At 36.2% G+C, this 17441-nt stretch carries 17 protein-coding genes; 3 read left to right on the top strand and 14 right to left on the bottom strand.

What is annotated here, in order from left to right; genetic code table 11:
• Positions 1-322: 322 nt before the first annotated feature.
• The 5 genes from queG to IGI79_RS02960 form a co-directional block, all read right to left on the bottom strand.
• Positions 323-1489 carry a tRNA epoxyqueuosine(34) reductase QueG gene (gene queG, locus IGI79_RS02980; protein ID WP_438845706.1) on the bottom strand — a complete coding sequence of 389 codons (1167 nt, stop codon included), beginning with the start codon at positions 1487-1489 and terminating at the stop codon, positions 323-325.
• A 15-nt stretch (positions 1490-1504) separates the two neighbouring features.
• Positions 1505-2251: a hypothetical protein gene (locus IGI79_RS02975; protein ID WP_010736215.1), complete on the bottom strand. Its 747-nt coding sequence runs from the start codon at positions 2249-2251 to the stop codon at positions 1505-1507.
• A gap of 273 nt (positions 2252-2524) precedes the next feature.
• Positions 2525-3460 carry a metal ABC transporter substrate-binding protein gene (locus tag IGI79_RS02970; RefSeq protein WP_065095716.1) on the bottom strand — a complete coding sequence of 312 codons (936 nt, stop codon included), beginning with the start codon at positions 3458-3460 and terminating at the stop codon, positions 2525-2527.
• A gap of 31 nt (positions 3461-3491) precedes the next feature.
• Positions 3492-4349 carry a metal ABC transporter permease gene (locus IGI79_RS02965; protein ID WP_019723140.1) on the bottom strand — a complete coding sequence of 286 codons (858 nt, stop codon included), beginning with the start codon at positions 4347-4349 and terminating at the stop codon, positions 3492-3494.
• Positions 4346-5092, bottom strand: a complete 747-nt coding sequence (locus IGI79_RS02960) for a metal ABC transporter ATP-binding protein (RefSeq protein ID WP_019723141.1) — start codon at positions 5090-5092, stop codon at positions 4346-4348. Before IGI79_RS02960 ends, IGI79_RS02965 begins: the two co-directional genes overlap by 4 nt.
• Before the next feature lie 241 nt (positions 5093-5333).
• Here IGI79_RS02960 and IGI79_RS02955 point away from each other — a divergent pair, with 241 nt between their 5' ends.
• The gene (locus IGI79_RS02955; RefSeq protein WP_065095714.1) at positions 5334-6704 is read left to right on the top strand and encodes an amino acid permease; all 1371 of its coding nucleotides are present in this window, start codon (positions 5334-5336) and stop codon (positions 6702-6704) included.
• A gap of 337 nt (positions 6705-7041) precedes the next feature.
• On the opposite strand, the gene IGI79_RS02950 is transcribed toward IGI79_RS02955, so the two are convergent.
• The 8 genes from IGI79_RS02950 to IGI79_RS02915 all read right to left on the bottom strand — a co-directional run bounded on the left by IGI79_RS02950 (position 7042) and on the right by IGI79_RS02915 (position 13859).
• Entirely contained in the window at positions 7042-8400 is a 1359-nt protein-coding gene (locus tag IGI79_RS02950) for a sensor histidine kinase (RefSeq protein ID WP_438845705.1), read from the bottom strand.
• The gene (locus IGI79_RS02945) at positions 8397-9053 is read right to left on the bottom strand and encodes a response regulator transcription factor (protein WP_065095712.1); all 657 of its coding nucleotides are present in this window, start codon (positions 9051-9053) and stop codon (positions 8397-8399) included. The genes IGI79_RS02950 and IGI79_RS02945 overlap by 4 nt, the downstream gene beginning before the upstream one ends.
• Positions 9054-9065: 12 nt before the next feature.
• Positions 9066-10298: an ABC transporter permease gene (locus IGI79_RS02940; protein ID WP_019723144.1), complete on the bottom strand. Its 1233-nt coding sequence runs from the start codon at positions 10296-10298 to the stop codon at positions 9066-9068.
• A gap of 6 nt (positions 10299-10304) precedes the next feature.
• A complete protein-coding gene (locus tag IGI79_RS02935; protein WP_019723145.1) occupies positions 10305-10988 on the bottom strand; it encodes an ABC transporter ATP-binding protein in 684 nt (227 codons plus the stop codon).
• Entirely contained in the window at positions 10975-12228 is a 1254-nt protein-coding gene (locus tag IGI79_RS02930) for an efflux RND transporter periplasmic adaptor subunit (protein WP_019723146.1), read from the bottom strand. Before IGI79_RS02930 ends, IGI79_RS02935 begins: the two co-directional genes overlap by 14 nt.
• A 60-nt stretch (positions 12229-12288) precedes the next feature.
• A complete protein-coding gene (locus IGI79_RS02925) occupies positions 12289-12519 on the bottom strand; it encodes a hypothetical protein (protein ID WP_019723147.1) in 231 nt (76 codons plus the stop codon).
• A gap of 220 nt (positions 12520-12739) precedes the next feature.
• Positions 12740-13102, bottom strand: a complete 363-nt coding sequence (locus tag IGI79_RS02920; RefSeq protein WP_019723148.1) for an MmcQ/YjbR family DNA-binding protein — start codon at positions 13100-13102, stop codon at positions 12740-12742.
• A 130-nt stretch (positions 13103-13232) separates the two neighbouring features.
• On the bottom strand, positions 13233-13859 hold the full coding sequence (locus tag IGI79_RS02915; RefSeq protein ID WP_438845704.1) for a pentapeptide repeat-containing protein: 627 nt from the start codon (positions 13857-13859) through the stop codon (positions 13233-13235).
• Positions 13860-14090: 231 nt separating this feature from the next.
• Between IGI79_RS02915 and IGI79_RS02910 the strand changes: the two genes are divergently transcribed.
• Positions 14091-14267 carry a hypothetical protein gene (locus IGI79_RS02910; protein ID WP_019724362.1) on the top strand — a complete coding sequence of 59 codons (177 nt, stop codon included), beginning with the start codon at positions 14091-14093 and terminating at the stop codon, positions 14265-14267.
• A gap of 125 nt (positions 14268-14392) precedes the next feature.
• Here IGI79_RS02910 and IGI79_RS02905 read toward each other — a convergent pair whose 3' ends face one another.
• Entirely contained in the window at positions 14393-14776 is a 384-nt protein-coding gene (locus tag IGI79_RS02905) for a DUF7006 family protein (RefSeq protein ID WP_019724361.1), read from the bottom strand.
• Between the two features lie 1035 nt (positions 14777-15811).
• Here IGI79_RS02905 and IGI79_RS02900 point away from each other — a divergent pair.
• Entirely contained in the window at positions 15812-17299 is a 1488-nt protein-coding gene (locus IGI79_RS02900) for a helix-turn-helix domain-containing protein (protein WP_104776562.1), read from the top strand.
• Positions 17300-17441 lie beyond the last annotated feature (142 nt).

Raw genomic sequence — 17441 nt, 5'->3', positions numbered from 1 at the left:
AGAAATATTTCATAGGTGAAAGAATTATGACATTTAATGACAAAATCGTCACATTTTTAATATTTGTAATATTTGATTTTCCGAAAAACTAGGACTAAAGTCGCAGAAGCTTTATAAATCAACGTTGGAATCGTTTTTCAATCCTTTCACAGAAACTTTAAAAAAACTTACATTCTGTAATATTTAGAATAAATTTTTTTCAATTTATTGTATTTTTCTGCGAAATTCTTCTCATTTTTCCAAAAATTGATGCAATAAACACAAAAAAACCAGTAATTGTTACAACAATTACTGGGAAAAATGACGTATTTGAGTAAAAAAGTCATTTTTTAGGACTTTTTTTCTTTTGTAACAATTGGATTGCTTGGTCCATTTCATGGATTGCTTCTTCGTCTGTTTCTTTTTCCAGTGCGCAACTTAATACTTCTTGCCATTTTTCAGGATCTTTGATTCCTAACTTACCGATTGCCCACGCTGCTGTCCCGCGAATCACTGGACGGACATCACTTAGACACTCTTCAATATGAGGTAAAGCGGCACGTTCTCCTAAATTGGCTAAAGCAATCAGCGCATTTCGTTGAAGAGGTTTCCTTCCACGCCATGAGCCAGCCAAATGACCGTATTGCTGTTTAAATTCTTTATTAGAGATCGTTAACATGGGCGTGAGTTTCGGATAGACTTCGTCTACTTTTGGTTCCATTTCTGGATGAAAGTGAAAATCTTTCCCTCTATTATAAGGACAAACCAACTGACAGATATCACAACCATAAATGACGTTGCTCATTTTCTTTCGATACTCCTCTGGCATCATGCCTTTTGTCTGCGTTTGATAAGACAAACAGCGTTTAGCATTTATTCGCCCATCACCTAAAAGTGCATCCGTTGGGCAAGCCGTCACACAACGCGTACATTCGCCACACCCAAAGACACCAGGAGTATCTGGTTCTAGGTCGATATTGGTCACGATCTCGCCTAAATAGACAAACGAGCCAAATTCCTCTGTGATCAATAATCCGTTTCGACCGATAAACCCTAATCCAGCACGTTGCGCCACAGCTACGTCGATCAACTCACCTGTATCTACTTGCGGCGCCAAGCGCCATTCTTCTTCCTTTTGCCAATGTGTCGCTCGTGACTCAATAAATGAAATCAATTGTTGCAGACGATCCCGTAAGACATCATGATAATCGATGCCCCAAGAAGCACGAGCAAACTGTCCACGCTTTTCATCTCTAGGCATCTTTTCATGGATTTTTGTCGGATACGCTAAAGCAATTGCAATAATTGATTTCGGTCGATCAAACGTCATTTCCGGATATAAACGTTCATCGATATTAGGGTGTTCAAATCCAGAAGTATGTCCAGCAGCTTTTTGTTCTACCAACGATTCTTTCAAATGATCAAATGGCTCTGCTGTAGTAAACCCGATTTTATCAATCCCGATTCGCTTACTTTCTTGAATGATTTCTTCCTTTAATGTTAGTGCCATCATTACCACCCTCGATCAGACACGACTATATAATCCGTAATATAATCGTTCTTTTTTCAATTGAACGAATTGGATCTGTTGATCTGGAATTTTTCTTTCTTCCATCCAACGATTTCTAGCAGCAAATACTTCCCAGAAATTCACAGATACCCATTTTCGACGTTGGTCTAATGCATTGAAAAAGTTCAACGAAACAGGTTTTGTGTGGAGTAGTTCATGTAAACGGAGTTGTTCTCTTGCTGAGAACTCAGATAGATCCCGTGAATAAACAACATCTTCGTATAGATTTTTTTGTTGCCCATAAGTGAACGTTTGTGGAATTTCTCCTGGACGAGCAATTTCTACTAAACGATTATAATACGTATTCATTAGTTTGCTATTTGCAATAAATGCACTCTTGAAAAATGCAGATTGGATTTTTGGAATCACACCCTCTGTCCCTATCAAAGAAAACAATGCGGGCCATGCTTGAACCTTTAGTTCGTTCTTTTGTTTGACTAATACGCCAGGAGTAAACCCGACGGATGAAAGAAAGACAAAGTAGCCAATACCTGTTTCTTCATCTAATGGCTGAAAATCATCAAATAACCATTTCCCAGGGTATTCCTCTGTTTCCAATTCTTCTGGGCTTGCTATGAACGCTTTCGCCATTTCTGCTTCAAGAAATAGGAGATCTTGATCTTTCTCCTTATTTTCTAGTTGGTTAATTTTTTTTGTTATTTCTTTTGCAATCAATTGTTTGTCTTTGCTAGTAAAATTCATAGCTTCACCTTCCTTTCCTCTCTTTTAACTATAACGGAATTTCACTAAAATTGGTATCTTTAAAACAATAAACGAACGAATTTTTATTTGTATAAATTGCGGAAGCATTAGCCCTCACGTCTCCAAAACTGAGCAAACGGAAGGAATAGAAGGACTCTCTTCAAAAACAAAGCGCCATCCACAAAAATTTAAAGAACAATTTCCGTGGATGACGCCTTTTTTATCGAGGCTACACACTTTTGCCTCTTTTTAAATTATTAGATCGATTAGTGATTATTTCTTTTCTTGAGATAGACCATCGTGGATCGTTTCGATGTTCCATTTCATCATTCCATAATAAGAATCACCAGTTTCTCCTTCTTTTGCAATGGAATCAGTGAATAGCTCATCATAGATTTCAAGGCCTGTTTCACTTGCGACACGTTCCATACTTCTCGGATCAACACTTGTTTCCACAAATAAGACTGGAACATCTGAAGCACGAACTTGGCTGATGATCGATTGCATTTGTTCAGGTGTACCTTGGCTTTCTGTGTTGATTTCCCAAATATACCCTGCTGGTAGATCGTATGCTTGTGAGAAGTATCTAAAAGCTCCTTCACTTGTTACTAATAGTTTTTTATTGTCTGGGATCGATCCAAAACTCTCTTTCGCTTGTTTATCTAATTCTTTCAATTTTTCGATATATGCATCTGCATTTTCTTCATATTGCGTAGCATGGTCTGGGTCTTTTTCAGCAAAGATGCGTGCGATTTCTTGTACATATTTGATTCCGTTTGAAAGATCCAACCACGCATGTGGATCTGCTTCTGTCTCTGATTCCCCACCGGTCAAATAAAGTGGTTCAACTTCTTTACTTACTGCAAAATAGTCTTCATCTTCTTTTTTATTTGCCGTATCCATCAAGTTTTCAAACCAAGCATCCCCTGTTTCCAAGTTTAACCCATTGTATAAGATGACATCAGCATCACTTGCTTTTTTGATATCTTCTGGTAATACCTCGTATTCATGTGGGTCAGTTCCAACAGGGACGATACTATGCACATCAACATGTTCTTTTCCAACTTCTTTCGCCATGTCGGCGATGATCGAATTTGTTGCTACGACGGTCAGGTTTTCTTCTTTCTCTTCTGCTGCGGAACTGCCACAACCTGCAAAAATAAATAAGACAGCTCCCATTAACCATAAGATATTCAGTTTATTTTTCATGTACATACTCCATTTCTATTCGTTAGATTTTTTACGACTCGGCATTTTTTTTCGTTTTGTTTCTTGAAAAAACAATCCCTTTAGTCGGTGAAAATAAAAAGGCCAACGTAAAGAATACTGCACTGGTCAACACGATGGTCGCCCCAGAAGGCCAATTATAACTATAACTATAAAACACACCGATGATCGCACTTAACACGCCGACTGTTGCCGAAATAAAAATCATTTTTGCCAATCGATCGGTCAAAAGATATGCAGTTGCTGCTGGTGTGATCAACATCGAGATGACCAAAATCGTTCCTACTGTCTGTAAACTCACAACGGCAACCAGTGTTAAGAAGAACATCAACAAATAGTGAACAAGTGTCGTATTCAACCCATAAGCTTTTGCCATCATTGGATCAAAAGAAGTGATTTTCAGTTCTTTATAAAAAATAAATACAAACAATAAGACGATCCCACTCACTATGGCAGTCATCAACATATCACTTTCTCTAACTGCTAAAACATTTCCAAATAAGATATGGTACAGATTAGTTGCACTTTGCGCAAAAGAAATCAAGATGACACCTAATGCAAAGAACGAACTAAAAACAATCCCAATAGCTGTATCATTTTTCAAACGGCTACGCTGTGTGACAAATCCGATGATGCCAGCTGTCAACATCCCAAATGCAGTGGCTCCTAGAATGTAACTAAAACCAAACATATACGAAATCGCGACTCCAGGCAGTACCGCGTGAGAAATCGCATCCCCCATCAAAGACATCCCTCTCAAAATAATAAAAGAGCCAATCACCCCTGAAGCCAATCCAACTAACATAGATGTAATCAATGCATATTGCAGAAATTGATAATCCATTAACCCCTCAATAAACGATTGAATCATTTTTCCATTACCCCTTTAACTAATTGCCCAATGATCTCCCCATAAGCCAACTGTAGATTTTCTGAAGTAAATACTTCGTCAACTGATCCAGCTGCAATCAATTCTTTATTCAATAAAATTACTTCATCAAAATAGGCTTCGACTTTGTGCAGATCATGATGGACGATCACAATAGTTTTCCCTTCATTTTTCAGTTCATCCAAAATAGCAAAGATTTTTCTTTCACTGACCGCATCGATCCCAACAAATGGTTCATCTAAAAAAATCCATTCTGCGCCTTGAGCCAAAGCTCTAGCAATAAATATCCGCTGTAATTGTCCTCCAGATAATTCACTGATTTGTCGATTTTCATATTCTGTCATATCCACTTTCGCTAAGGCTTGTTTTGCTCGTTCCTTTTCTTTTTTTCCAGGACGTTGCCCTAAGCGCAAGGATGGATAGGTTCCTAACAAAACTACCCCTAATACATCGATCGGAAAAGAAAGATCCAGCTCACTACGCTGTTCGACATAGGCAATTTTTTTGCGAATCGTTTTTATGGAGCGACCGTCGAAAGTGATTTCTCCGGAAATTTTAGGAACTAATTCTAATAAAGCTTTCATAAAAGTAGATTTCCCAGCGCCATTCGGTCCAATGATCCCTGTAAATTTTTGTGATTGGATAACTGTTGATACATGATTTAATACTGTCTTTCCTTGATAAGCAACCGTCAAATCTTTAACGGATATTTCATTTTTAGACACCTCTTACCACTCCTTTTCGGTGTACCTAACTTTTTATTCAAACTTAGTTTAACTAATATCAAAATCTTTTACAAGTGTTATAGCTAATTTTTTTGATTTTTTAGATTTTTCTCGCAATTTTTGAAAATTTTCTGTAAAATCACAAACAAGAGCTATAAAGTAATGGTCGTTATTTTGTTTGCTAGTTATAGAATAAACTTATTTTTTACTTTATCACTCAACTTAAAAAAGGAGTTTTTGTATGGAAGAAGAAAAATTAACTCGTAGTCTCAGTGCACGTCATATTCAAATGATTGCGCTAGGAGGAACGATCGGTGTCGGTCTGTTCATGGGTGCTTCATCCACCATCCGTTGGACAGGACCTTCTGTAATGGTGGCATATGCTGTAGCAGGCTTCTTTTTGTACCTGATCATGCGTGCCTTGGGCGAGATGTTGTATCTAGATCCCTCCACCGGTTCTTTCGCTAATTATGCAAGTGAATACATCCATCCCGTCGCAGGTTATTTGACGGCTTGGAGCAATATTTTTCAGTTTATCGTGGTCGGTATCAGTGAAGTCATTGCTGTAGGGGAATATATGAACTATTGGTGGCCAGACTTGCCCCAGATCATTCCAGGAATCGTTGTGATCCTTTTCTTGATGTTCGCCAACCTTGTTTCTGTCAAAGCATTTGGTGAATTAGAATTTTGGTTTTCTACTATTAAAGTAGTGACAATTATTTTGATGATCATCGCCGGTTTAGGCATCATTTTATTTGGATTCGGTAACCAAGGAGAAGCAATCGGGATTTCAAACTTATGGAAAAATGGTGGTTTCTTTACTGGTGGCGTGAAAGGATTCTTTTTTGCTCTATCGATCGTCGTTGCCTCTTACCAAGGAATCGAGTTGATCGGGATGACTGCTGGTGAAGCGAAAGATCCCCAAAAAACGATTGTAGACGCTGTCCAATCAACAATCGGACGGATCTTGATTTTTTATATTGGGGCGATCTTCATCATTGTCAGCATCTATCCTTGGAATCAATTGAGCGAACTAGGATCACCGTTTGTTCAAACTTTTTCTAAAATCGGGATCACGTTTGCTGCTGGTTTGATCAATTTTGTTGTCATCACAGCTGCGTTATCTGGTTGTAATTCCGGTATTTTCAGCGCCAGTCGCATGGTCTACACATTAGCCATTAACGGCAAAATGTCTAAAAAGTTTTTGAAACTTACACGTCATGGAGTACCATTTTACCCAGTAGTAGCCATCTCATTTGGTATTTTGATTGGGTTGATTTTGAATTATTTGTTGCCCTTCGTCTACTCCCAATCACAGGATTTATTTGTTTTTGTCTATAGTTCCAGTATCTTACCAGGGATGGTACCTTGGATCGTTATTTTGATCAGTCAAATCAAATTCAGAAAAAAACATCCGATAGAAATGCTTGAACATCCATTTAAAATGCCCTTATCCCCATATACCAATTACTTGTCATTGGCCTTTTTGGCAGTGGTATTAATCTTTATGTTCATCAATCCCGAAACAAGAATCTCATTGATGATTGGTTTGATTTTCTTGATCTATATGACGGGTTACTATTTTGTACGCGAAAGAAAAATCAAGGAATAGTAGAAGAAACTATACAAAAAGAAGTCAGGACTGCGCGAACGTAGTCCTGACTTCTTTCAATCTATCACAACCTGATTGCACAACTGCTATTTACCAGGGACTAAATTTTCTACAAGAGTTTCTAGTACGTTGTGAGTTTTTTGATCATTTTGTTCTTACTATTTAGTGGTATGGTATAGTGTGGTTTTGTACATTCCAGTTGAGTGTGTAAAAATAAAAAATAAAAGTCCCTGGCAAATAGCAGTTGTGCAATTTGGCTATTAGCTTCGCTACCATCACAAAAATATCCAATAAATCTTGTGGCGACAGACCGTTTATCCTTTAGCGATACCATCGATCAATTTAGGCTTCTTCCACTAAAAATGACAGAAAAGCACATTCTGGAATTAGCAGTTGACTTGAATGAATACTCCCAGCCATATTTTTCAAAAAGTTGTTGTACGATAAACAATCCTAAACCAGAACCTCCAGTATCTCGACTTCTGCTAAAATCCGGTCGATAAAAAGGTTGGAAAATCTTACTTAATTCCTCCTCCGTAAGTATCTGATTCACTTCATTTTCAATCACTAATTGTTTACCATCAAAAAACAGACTGACTTCTCCCTCATGCTTCGTATATTTGAAGGCATTACTTAGTAGATTATCTAAAATTTTATCAATATCATTTTTATTACCGATGATTTTCTCCCCTTTTAGATTAACGACTAGTTTTTTCTGTTCTGCTTCAGCAAGTATCCGGAAAGAAGTCAATTTATGTTCGATCATTTCTTTGATTGAGACTTCTTCATAGACCACATCATCTGAAGGCAAATTGTTTCTTGAGGCAAAGAGGATATTATTGATCATTTCTGTTTGTTCTTGCAAAATATTTTTACAAACTTCTAAATATCGCTCTCTGTCTTTAAATTTTCCGACATTATAGATCATGCCATCAATCAGCCCCATCAATGAAGCAACAGGTGTTTTCAATTCATGAGAAGCGATTTGCATAAACTCTGACTTTGCTTGTTCCAATTCTTTCGTTTTAGCTACTTCAAGCTCTAACACGTCAATTGTTTGGATCAAAGAAACATATAGATGGTTGATATCTTGCGCTAAAAGTGAGATTTCATCCGTACCTTTGACATCACAACGAATATCCGCATCTAATTCGATCATTTTTTCTGTTACTTTGGATATCTCTTTGATTTTTTTTGTCGAATAAATACTATAGTAGTAAGCGCCGATCCCCCCAATGATTAGTGAGACGATGATGATAAATGGATATAAATGAAGTAACACTTGACTTGCTTCTGCGACTGGTTGCATCGAGTATATGCCAAATAAATAATAAGTGTTACCTTGTTTGTCAGTAATCTCTTGAAAAATTCTCTTTTCATCAGATAAAAGACTGATGCCTGAATAGTCAAGATTCCCGTCAAAGAAAGGACCAAGAACTAGGCCATTATTATCCAACAGCATGATATCAAGATTTTGTTCTCTTTCAAGCCAGTATTGATCAACAGCGTTTTGCATTGTAGCTAAATCTTTGTGCTCTATACTCTTTGCCACTTGATTGAATTCCTTGTTTATTTCGTTCAGCTTCATTCGTTCATAGTAGACTGGCATCGTAAAATATAAGACAATCAACGAAAGAATCGAAACTAGAAAAATGATGATCCCAGAAAACAGAAAATTTTTCAGCATGATACTCATGGGGTGTCCTCAAGCTGGTAGCCTCTATTTTTGATCGTTTTTATTGATAAAAGTGGCATTTTCTTTCGGATATTTTTTATATGATTATCTAATATTCGATTTTCCAAATGATATTCATACGACCAAACTTGATACACTAATTGTTCTCGCGTGATGATTTTCCCTTTGTTTCTTATTAGAATCACTAAAATATCATACTCTTTTCTTGTTAAATGGATTTCTTCCTCTTGGTATTTTACAAGACCACCATCGAGATCAATGGCGTACTCCCCGATAGTGATGTGGGGATTTCCTTGATTCATCCGAAACACATTTTCGATCCGTTTGATCAAAATAAGTGGGGAAAAAGGTTTGACGACATAGTCACTGATCAAATGGGAAAAACTGAGCAACTGCGTATATTCATCATCCAAGGCAGTCAGCATGATGATCGGCACATCCGACGTTTCCCGAATTTTCTTTAAAACATCCGTCCCCCTTATCCCAGGCAACATAATGTCTAATAGGATCAAGTCAAATGTTTCTTCAGCAAAAGCTTCCAATGCCTGTTCGCCACTTCTTACCGAATAAACTTCATACTTGCGTTCTTTTAAAAATTCCGTCACGATCTGATTGATCATATATTCATCTTCGACAACTAAAATTCTTTCCATATCACTCTCTCCTTATTCAAAGCGTAATGCCTCGATAGGGTTTAATTTCGATGCTTTCATCGCCGGTAATAGACCAAATATCACACCCATCAGGGAACAAAATACTAAGCTAACGACAATGGAAATCACGGATACGATATAAGGATAATCCAGTGATAGCGTAATGGCATAGCCACTTAACAAACCAACAAGCACACCTAGTACCCCACCAATCAAAGTCAGGACGACCGCTTCTACTAAAAATTGTTTTAAAATTACTTTTCTTCTTGCGCCGAGTGCTTTCTTTATTCCGATTTCTTTCGTTCTTTCCGTGACAGAGACCAACATGATATTCATCACACCGATTCCACCCACTAATAACGAGATACTTGCTATACCAGACAAAAGAATAAAACTTGACTGGTTCATTCGTTCCAATTCTCTGGCAAATTCTTTCTGATTCATCACCCCATACTCATAATCAGATGGTGGAACCTGTTGATTGAGGATCTCTGCAGCTTTTTCTGCAGCGCCTTGTAATTGGTCGGTATTATTTGTTTGGATCGTGACAAGGGGAACAATATCCAACTCATCAGATAGTTTATGTGCTTGCTGTAAAGGAACATAAGCTCTTTTCTCAAAGCTAAATAGATTACTACTATTGGGATCTAACTGAAATACACCTTGAACTTTGAATGGCACCCCATTCACTTCAACAAACTGTCCGATCCCTTCTTCATTTGGAAATAATTCGTCATACAAGGAATCTTCCAGAAAAATTGCTTGTTGTTGCTCTTTGAATGCTTGGGCAGTAAATCCTTCCCCTTTGATGAAGTTTAACTGCTCCAAGTCCTCAACAGAAGAAGTGACAGCAGAAACTTTGGCGTCGGTCCCTTTGGCTTTCCTGTAGATTTTCCCATCCTTTTGATAAGACAAACCACTTGCTATGACCTCTGGTATCTCATTGACTTTTTTTAGGACATCCTCGTCTAAAAATGGAAAATATAACGGTTTTTTCTCTTCCTTTTCAGATAGGATTCCATCTGACATAGTGTTCTGTTGAAAAGCACTTTTTCTGTCATATTGGATATTCATCGTATTATTGTTACTACCAATCATTTCTCGTTTCATTTTTTCGGTGTTTCCTCCGATGATACTGAAAATCGAAATAATGGCAGCAATCCCAATGATGACACCTAGCATAGTCAATACCGAACGCATTTTATGAGCAAAAATCGATTGTAAGGCAAATCTGATTTCTTCCATTCTCGATCACCTCACTTCATTTTGTTCGTCGCTGATTATTTGACCATCTCGTAAAGTGATCGTTCGCTGACATAACGCTGCGATTTCTGGCTCATGGGTAATTAGAATAATTGTTTTTCCTGCTTGGTGGAATTCCTTAAAGAGGTCCATGATTTGGCTACTGGTTTTTGTATCAAGTGCCCCTGTCGGCTCATCCCCTAAAACAAAACTAGGGTTAGTCACTAAAGCTCTCGCAATTGCGACACGTTGCTTTTGTCCTCCTGATAATTCCATCGGTTTGAAGTCACTTCGATCTTCTAACCCTACTAATTGCAACATATCCAAAGCACGCTTACGCCGCTCTTTTTTATTGACTTTTTTATACGTTAATGGCATTTCCACATTTTGCGAAACGGTTAATTTTGGCATGAGATTGAAATTCTGGAAAACAAAGCCGATTTTTGCATTACGGAAATCAGCTAATGAATTGTCCGCTAACGTTTTGACATCCGTTCCTTCAACGATATAATCCCCTGATGTAGCTGTATCCAGACAACCAATGATATTCATCAATGTCGACTTTCCTGACCCCGATGGCCCCATGATTGCGACCAGTTCTCCTTCATTGATTTGCAAAGAGATATCTTTAAGGACTTTTAGTTCTTTCCCGCCTTGCCAATATGACTTCTGAATGTTGTTAAGCGTCAACACTTGCACCAACCTCCATTCCCTCGACCATTCCTGTTTGAGGCAAAGCAAGCTGATCTTCAACAGTCAACCCTTCGACTATTTCTGCGAGTTCATTATCCATCGGATTTACCTTTACTTCATGCTCTTTGATCCGACCATTTTCTACTTTCCATACATAATATTTTCCATCTTTTTCCATGAGGTATCTTTGGTTGATGATCACTTTTCCTGACACAAAATCTTTCGGTAAAACATTGACATACACATTGGAACCAATCAGTGGCATTTCTTCTTTTGGATCGATCTTAACTTTATAAGGAAACTTAGACAAATTAGGGTTTTCTTCTTTTTGGTCCTCTTGTTTTGCATCATTCGTTAAGTTCGCTACTTGTACAATGTTTCCTTGCCAAGTGTTCGCTTGATCTTTACGATCCATGATTTCTACTCGCTGATCGACAGCGACTTTTTCACGATCAAACTCGGTGACTTGGCCATCAACGTATAAGTTCGAATCATCAAGGATCTCCATAAAGTTTTCTTCTTTTTGACGCTCTTTTGATTGATTGATTAAGTCACGATTCAATGATTTGATTCTTCCTGGGTGATCAGCTGTCACTGTGTCTTCATTCAGTCGTTCTTTTTCACTTTCGTGAAGTAATTGGGCTTTTCGCAATTCTGTTTCGGCATTCTTCACTTCATTGTCGCCAGCAATAGCTTCTGCATGTAGACCAGTGATTTCTCCTTCTAATGCTTTGATCGTACTTTGTAACTCTTCGGATTTTTCCTTCGCATAATCTTGTCTTGCTTTTCCAAGCTCTGCTACTTTTTGGTTATGTGCTGTCCATTTTTGATTTGCAGTCACTCGTGCTTGTTCTACTGCTCTCACTTTGATTTCTACGTCCATTTCAGCTTCCACAACTTTTCTCTGTTGATCCGTTTGGTATGTAAACAAAGGTTGCCCTTTTTCTACGACATCTCCTTCATTTACCAGAATATCTTTCACTGTTCCTCGTTCTGGATCAATTTTGATTTTGTTGCTATTATTTGGCATGACTTTTCCTGCTAAAATCAAATTCGCCGCTTTCACCTCATCAATAAGGGATTTGACAGACCGGGCTTCAATATTTGTTTCTGAATTTTCTTCTTTTGTTTTCCCACTAGAAGCAACTATACTGATTGCACCAACCACTAGTAAAACGGTGACGACTGCTACTGGCAAATACCATTTTCGGTTGAATTTTTTTCTTTTTTTAGGCTTCATGTACCTACTCCTTCATTCAGATTAGTCATAAAAAAGCGCTTACGACATCCTGTCCACTACTTAATCCTCGTCTTTTTCCGACACTTGTTCATCAAACTCTTGAACAATCGTTCCATTATCCAAAACTTTTTCCGTCCCTTCCTTTCCATCAATGGTTACTTTTCGTTCACTTTTTACTTTTGGTATCTCTGACTCACTCGTATCTTTAGTCTCTGAACTGCATGCTGCTAAAAGACCGATAGAACATACTAATACCAGATAACCTTTATACTTTGTTCCTTTTTTCATCATAAAAAACCATCCTCTTCTATTTGTTTTAGTTATGTTTCTCTTGTTATATTTACTATCATACATAACAGACCTATTCTCTTTCTAAAGCTAATCTGTTTTTTGTGTAATTTTTTTGGTAATTTTTTTTGAACAAAAAGATAGCGCTTAAATTTCACAAAAAAAAACAATCCAAGTGATCGTTGGATTGTTTTGATGAAAGTGAAATCTTCCACTATTATTTTTAGCACTCATTCGTTAAATCATAACTCTCTTTCAATAGATAAAAGAGTTGCTTTTCTCCGACTGCGCCATTCAAAGCTACACTTATCCAATGGTTTTTATTCATATGATAAGCAGGATAATAGCCTTTACTCTTTTTCAGGATGGAGATGATTTCTGGATCTGCTTTGACATTGACGAGGGGAACTTGACCTTCGCCTTCTATACCTAATTTGTCTTTTTCAACAGATACGATCAAACCAAACCATTTACCTGTTGATTGATGGCGGAACACGATATAATCTGGAAATTTTCCAAACGGATGATCCATTTGGACGGCTTCCAAGGTAGCAGCAAAATCGACAAGTTTTTCTGTCAAATCCATCGGTAAGTTCTCCTTTCTGCCAATAAACTAAATTTAGTGGTCATGAAATAATTCAACTATGCTCTAGGTTGATTCTAGGATGTATTCGATCAAATTGACTAATTTCTTAACATTGTTCGTTCTGTTTTATCTACTCAATCACCAATCCCAACCCAGCCGCAATAATGATCGCTTGTTCCTGATTGACGATCAGTCCGCGAAGTAATTCCATAGATAGATTGATTTGAGAAAATGTATTCGTTGTAAAATCTAATCCTTTCAGTGGCGTATTGACCCAATTTGAGCCTGAAAGGTCATTGTTTTCTACTACTAGATCTTTCCAATTGCTATCGAAAAAATCAGTATTTTTCAATTGATTGTCGCTAAATCGAACGAACTTCATATTCGTATAGCTAAAAGAAGAGAGATTTGCTACACACTCTTCGAAAACACAATCACGCAAGAAGCTGTCTGAGAAATTGGTTCCGGTCAATTTGCATTGCTTGAAATGCACACGATGAAAGCTTGCACCAAACCATTCTAAATTTGAGAAATCACACTTTTCAAAAATGACATCGCTACATTCAAACCGCTCCAACCGAGATTTTTGCATCGCTAATTTTTTGATATGGCTATTTTTCAATACGATATTGCGAGAACTCAGATAGCTTTGGTCTTCCCCTTCAGAAAAAATACCTGAAAAGGTTGTTTCATCCTCTAAATAAAAGTTTCCCTCAACTAATTCGGGCAGCTCTGGTGAAGCAATTTTCTTTGCCATACATTCAGCTCCTTTCTATCTGTTTGTTTTACTATCCTTATCATAACAGAATAAAGAAAAAACAACGTGATTTATTTCATAGATAACTTGCTTTTACTCGTATCTTCTTGCGAGCGAATTGGCTTTGACCTCTGTAGGAATTTGACAATGAAATAGCTTTCACCGTAAACTATAAGTAACTAGTATTTTATTTGTTTAAATAGGATATGTATCTTTCAGGAGGCTTTTATTTTGACTAATTATCATTCCAAACCATTCACATTCCTACGCTTGGCATTATACACTCTTTGCAGTTTAAATCTATACTACCAATTCATCACAAATTCGATCTTTACTTGGGCGCTTTATTTGCTTGCAATGGGATTTGTAGCTTATGACGTTTTTGATATGATCAAGACACGGAAATAATCTATTAATTTTTATATGTATATGAGGTCGGGATAGAGATAACTTCTCTTGTCCCGACCTTTGTTTTTTTACCTGCGACTAGTTCGTTGAATTTTTTCTATCTTAATGAGAGCAATCAAGCTTCCTCAAGATTCACTAAGATAAATCAACTGCCATGGTACTGAGTGATTCATGTCAAGACCTGTTAGTTCTCTGTAAAAACATTTTTTATCTTTGGCGATCATTGAAATGATTTCTGATTCTGTCATCCCTAATTCTTCACATAAACTTTTGTTTGTACTTTTGATCAATTCTAATAGGATCTGTAGCTGTGCATCAATATCTAATAATATTGCTAATTTCAGAAAAAGAGTGGCATCTGTTTGCTGATAAGTCATTAGGAATTTTGTTCGTAAATCAAGATAAAATTCAAACATTTCTGGATGTTTACTGATAAAAGAATGATTGATTACTCTCTGATCATAATAGGCCAAGTATTCTTCAGGCGTTTCAATTCTTTTCGTTTCCATTCACTCCCTCCTTAAAACATTAAAAACCACATTAATGTTTCTTTTAAGATTTATTTGTCAGATTCACCAAATTTAATTACGCTTACATTTTGATACTTCACTCAAGAAAATAATTACAAAAAAATATATCTTTCTTCACAGATTATTTTTATATTTACTCATTAATGAAAGTAACAGATTCTATATTTGATGTGTTCCATAATAACATTTAATGCAGAGAACATCTTACTAGATCCAAATCAGTTTTTCCCATTACTTAAAATTGTTTATGTGAGACTACCTTAAGAACAAGCCTCTTTCGTCGCAATAATTAATAAACAAATTGAACTAATAACACGCCTAATTTCTAACTTCTTCATGCAATTTTACAGTATTCAAATAATACTTCAATTGAATAATTTCATAGTTTTCTGAAATTTATCGATTGTTGTCATTAAGTTATTTTAATATAGTTATTAGGTAATATTAATTATCAATCTGAAAGCGATTTGTTTTTTAACCTTACGCTAGTGCAAAAGTGGATTGCTAAAAAAAAATAGAAAGGACGAATATCCGTAATGAATGGTATTAGTAGCTCGTTTATCTACTGAACACTTTGAACCACTATCAAAAACTGATCATAGAAGTAAAACCAACTCATTTGATACTGATTAAAATAACCATGTAAAATTGAACGCTCCAATAAGCAAATAAAAAACGTTAACCTTTCACTCAAAAGATAACATAAGCTACTTTTAATTTATATGAATGTCCACTACTCAATTTGAACATTACTCTCATATTCAACATGTAAGAAACTTAGATTTAATGAGTTCCTAACTAAATGAATACTATGATAAAAGCAATTCTCCTTTACTCTTTTATTAAAAATATACATCTGAAAATATTCTAACTTTTTTTGAATTTCTATCTCACTTGTTAACAAATAAGAAATTGGAAAATTCCAAAAATATATCTTTAACTTTCGCAATGGATGCAAGCCTATGCTCTATTTTCTATTCCCTAGAAAGATTTAGATAGGAGGTAAAAGTTCTATTGAAAAATTTTCAATTAAATTTTATAACAGATAAAGTAAAATTACGTTGGTTCCAAATCTTGAAAGAGTTAGAGTCTACTGGAATCTGTACGACAGCCCAACTGATTGGCATGACAAACAGTACAGCCAGGACATTAGTCAACGACATCAATTATTTGAGAGAATATTTCGAGAACGTCGCGGATATCCAATCCTCGAAACAAGGTTATTCTTTAAACATCCATTCTTCAGAAACCTACCTAGAAAAAAAAAGAGCGATTCTCGAAGATGAACCACTCTTTATTATTCTTGAACAAATTTTTTTCAACGAACTTCAGTCTATTTATGATTGGGCAGATTATTTTCATATCTCTGAGAGCACGATGATCACGTACGTTAAAAAAATTGCAGATCAAGTAAAAGAATTCAATATCACCCTTGAGCTAAATCCCGTCAATTTGATCGGATCAGAAGCCGATATTCGAAATTTTTATTTTGCTTTCTATTACGAATCAGATATTACACCCCACACGGTTTTTCCATCAATTGCGACGCAAGAAGTAGTGATTAAAATTGTTAACCTATTGGAGCGTCCTAATCAAAAAGTTTCTTCATTTGGTTATTTTAGTTATTTATTATACCTCTCTATTGAACGGATATTATGTGGTTGTATGGTGGAACTCGACCCTGAATTAAAAGATATTGTCCTTAATGATCCAGAGTTTCACCGACTTTCACCTGCCTATTCGATTGTAAAAGATTATTTTAATATTGACCTAACACAAGAAGAAGCCATTTTTATTTTTATTTCTGTTTTATGCCGTAGAGGTATCGAAAATCCGAGACAGGAAAAATATTTTTGTGAAAGGTATAATCGATGGCCTCGAATAATAGCGCTTACAAGTGACTATTATCAAATGATCAAGAGAAATACGCACACACAAGCACACGAGTTAATCTTATTAGAATCTTTTTTCACGTCCATCAAGCTACGTAGTCTATTGTCTAAAAGCGGAAATAAAAATATCCAAGATACAAATGAGTATGCCAAAACCTTGTTTAGCAATGAATATAAAAAAAATCGAGCTTTTTTAGAAAAAAATTCCTCCTTCCATCATTTGTTCTCTGATGATCATTTGGATGATATCTGTGCTAGTTTAACGATATTCACTGAGTCAATCAAAGAAAAATATTGGAAAAACCCTACGAATATCGCATTTATTTTTGAAGGAAATGAGTATATCAGTCAACATCTCGAAGCCTTAGTTCGAAAATATTTAGGGGGCTTTCAAAATATCTACTTTCTTCGTCCAAATGAGCTATGCGCCTCTTATATTGAAAATCATGAGATTGATCTCTTAGTCACGAATTACAATGAATACTTGACATTTTCTTCGTTAGGTCTTGAATGTCTTTTATTAAAAACAGTACCTGATGCCTCAGATTGGAAAAAATTACTAAATAAAATTGATCCTCAATTATTACAAAAATTTAGAACGCAACATTAGTTAAACTTACAGTTATTCATTTTTTCTACTGCATAATGTAGTGATCCAAACAAGTAAATACAACTACACCGATTCGGAGTAGATGGTCTTCGGACGACTCTTTCAGTGCATTTATACTTATAATCATCACTTGCTACATCTT

This window comes from Enterococcus sp. AZ084 (genome assembly GCF_051714905.1).
Taxonomy (GTDB): domain Bacteria; phylum Bacillota; class Bacilli; order Lactobacillales; family Enterococcaceae; genus Enterococcus_B; species Enterococcus_B pernyi.
This window is presented reverse-complemented; position numbering and strand designations above follow the sequence as displayed.

Excerpts from the sequence above, each read along its gene's own strand:
- queG (WP_438845706.1), bottom strand. The coding sequence starts at position 1,489 with ATGGCACTAACATTAAAGGAAGAAATCATTCAAGAAAGTAAGCGAATC.
- IGI79_RS02975 (WP_010736215.1), bottom strand. The coding sequence starts at position 2,251 with ATGAATTTTACTAGCAAAGACAAACAATTGATTGCAAAAGAAATAACA.
- IGI79_RS02970 (WP_065095716.1), bottom strand. The coding sequence starts at position 3,460 with ATGAAAAATAAACTGAATATCTTATGGTTAATGGGAGCTGTCTTATTT.
- IGI79_RS02965 (WP_019723140.1), bottom strand. The coding sequence starts at position 4,349 with ATGATTCAATCGTTTATTGAGGGGTTAATGGATTATCAATTTCTGCAA.
- IGI79_RS02955 (WP_065095714.1), top strand. The coding sequence starts at position 5,334 with ATGGAAGAAGAAAAATTAACTCGTAGTCTCAGTGCACGTCATATTCAA.
- IGI79_RS02950 (WP_438845705.1), bottom strand. The coding sequence starts at position 8,400 with ATGAGTATCATGCTGAAAAATTTTCTGTTTTCTGGGATCATCATTTTT.
- IGI79_RS02945 (WP_065095712.1), bottom strand. The coding sequence starts at position 9,053 with ATGGAAAGAATTTTAGTTGTCGAAGATGAATATATGATCAATCAGATC.
- IGI79_RS02940 (WP_019723144.1), bottom strand. The coding sequence starts at position 10,298 with ATGGAAGAAATCAGATTTGCCTTACAATCGATTTTTGCTCATAAAATG.
- IGI79_RS02930 (WP_019723146.1), bottom strand. The coding sequence starts at position 12,228 with ATGAAGCCTAAAAAAAGAAAAAAATTCAACCGAAAATGGTATTTGCCA.
- IGI79_RS02925 (WP_019723147.1), bottom strand. The coding sequence starts at position 12,519 with ATGATGAAAAAAGGAACAAAGTATAAAGGTTATCTGGTATTAGTATGT.
- IGI79_RS02920 (WP_019723148.1), bottom strand. The coding sequence starts at position 13,102 with ATGGATTTGACAGAAAAACTTGTCGATTTTGCTGCTACCTTGGAAGCC.
- IGI79_RS02915 (WP_438845704.1), bottom strand. The coding sequence starts at position 13,859 with ATGGCAAAGAAAATTGCTTCACCAGAGCTGCCCGAATTAGTTGAGGGA.
- IGI79_RS02905 (WP_019724361.1), bottom strand. The coding sequence starts at position 14,776 with ATGGAAACGAAAAGAATTGAAACGCCTGAAGAATACTTGGCCTATTAT.